This window comes from Trabulsiella guamensis ATCC 49490, from assembly GCF_000734965.1.
Lineage (GTDB): Bacteria > Pseudomonadota > Gammaproteobacteria > Enterobacterales > Enterobacteriaceae > Trabulsiella > Trabulsiella guamensis.
Genome location: NZ_JMTB01000104.1, coordinates 1 through 1,654, shown reverse-complemented (window position 1 = coordinate 1,654; position 1,654 = coordinate 1). Strand labels below are relative to the sequence as shown.

Genomic DNA, 1,654 nt, shown 5'->3' with positions numbered 1-1,654 from the left:
AGCATTAATGTTAATGACGCCGGATTCATCATTGATGGCGGTACCACCGTTGATCACGCCCATCCCGATCAGCTGATTGTCGGCTGATTTTTCCACGCCCTCGTCAGCGGTGAGGTTGATGGTGCCCTGGTTGGTGACGGTGCCGCCGTTCAGCGCCAGCATCCCGAAACCTTCGTTGTTGACATTGATGGTACCGGTGTTGAGACCGGTGGCATCGCCATTACCGGCGTCGGTAGAGCCGACAATCACCCCGGCGCTCATGTCAGGCAGATAACTGGCACTGTAGAAGGTCTTCGCGGTGATATTGCCGTCTTCATCGAGTGTGGGAATAAAACCATCGACGTTAATGGTGCCGGCGTTGGTGGCAGTGCCTTTAGCGGCCGCCACACCATAGAGACCCGCACCGTTCAGGTTGATGGTGGCCCCGGCATCGTTTTCCACGATGCCATAATTTGATGCCAGCAGGGCATAAGCTGTATTGTAATGCCATACAATGGGGTAATCCGGATTACTTGTATTAGCTATTGGTTTATCTGGCGAAGAGATGGTAATAACTCCGCCGGTCTCATTTATTGCACGGCTGCCAGCGTCGTCTGCCCGCAGAATGGCTGCCCTTGTCACTGTGCTTGCGGTATCGTTGAAATCGCTGGCAGTAATGGTTCCCTCGTTAATGACAGTACCGTTATCTGATGCCCGCATTAACGTGGATAGCCCGGTGGTAATAACCCCTTTATTTTCGGCAGTTGAACCTGAACCGCTGGCCTGAATGATGGCGCCGGACATTATGGCACCAGTATTATTTGTCACGTAACTGACATCCAGCACTGAGCCGCTGTCCAGGATTAATTTCCCTCCATTGGTTACCACCGCAAGCCCGGCATTGGCTGCTGATGCATCACTGACTTTTACCGAAGAATTGCCGCTAACCTGCACTGTGTTATCACCGGAAACAGCAATACCATAGGCTGCATAAGGTAAATTATCATCGTAGCCAGTCGATACTCGCGTTGAATCAATATTGACACCACTGTTGATGAAAACGTTATTGCCGCTCCCTTCGACAGACAAACCATAGGAATAGCTGTCAACGTTGGCCAGCTGGTTGTCCTGCGAAAGATTCACGGAACCATCAATAGTCAGAGTGTTATTATTCCCGGTAATTTGCGCCCCTGTTAATGTGCTGCTGGCTTTCGGATTAATATCATCAGCCTGCATACCACCAGACACATTGACGTTCCCGGTAATTTCCGTTGTGCCGTCATTTCCCGCCACGCTGACGCCGGTCGCGCCCTGGTAAACGCCGTCCGCATCTTTTTCCGCATGCACATTCACCGTGCCGTCGAGCGTCACGCTGGCGCTGTTGCCGGTAATGCTGACGCCAGTGCCGTTCAGGCTGCTGTCGATGGTGCCGGTGTTGGTGAAGCTGGCAGTGTTCCCGTCAATAGCGACGCCGGTTGAACCGCTGTCCACCGCCGTGATACTGCCCTGATTGGTCACACTGGCGGCATTGCCGGAAACCGTCAGCCCGGTCGCCCCACCGGAGGCATAGACATCACCGTTAATGGTGGTCCGGGTGTCGTCGCCCGTCACCACCACGCCGGTGGCGCCGTCGGCGGCGGTAATGTCGCCATCAAGGGTGTTGACTGTATTATCT

General features: G+C 53.9%; 1 protein-coding gene. It reads right to left on the bottom strand.

Annotation, left to right across the window (positions count from 1 at the left end; translation table 11 throughout):
* Window positions 1–1,654, bottom strand: a 1,654-nt coding sequence (locus tag GTGU_RS26135; protein ID WP_038159885.1) for a beta strand repeat-containing protein, incomplete at both ends; no start/stop codon positions are given.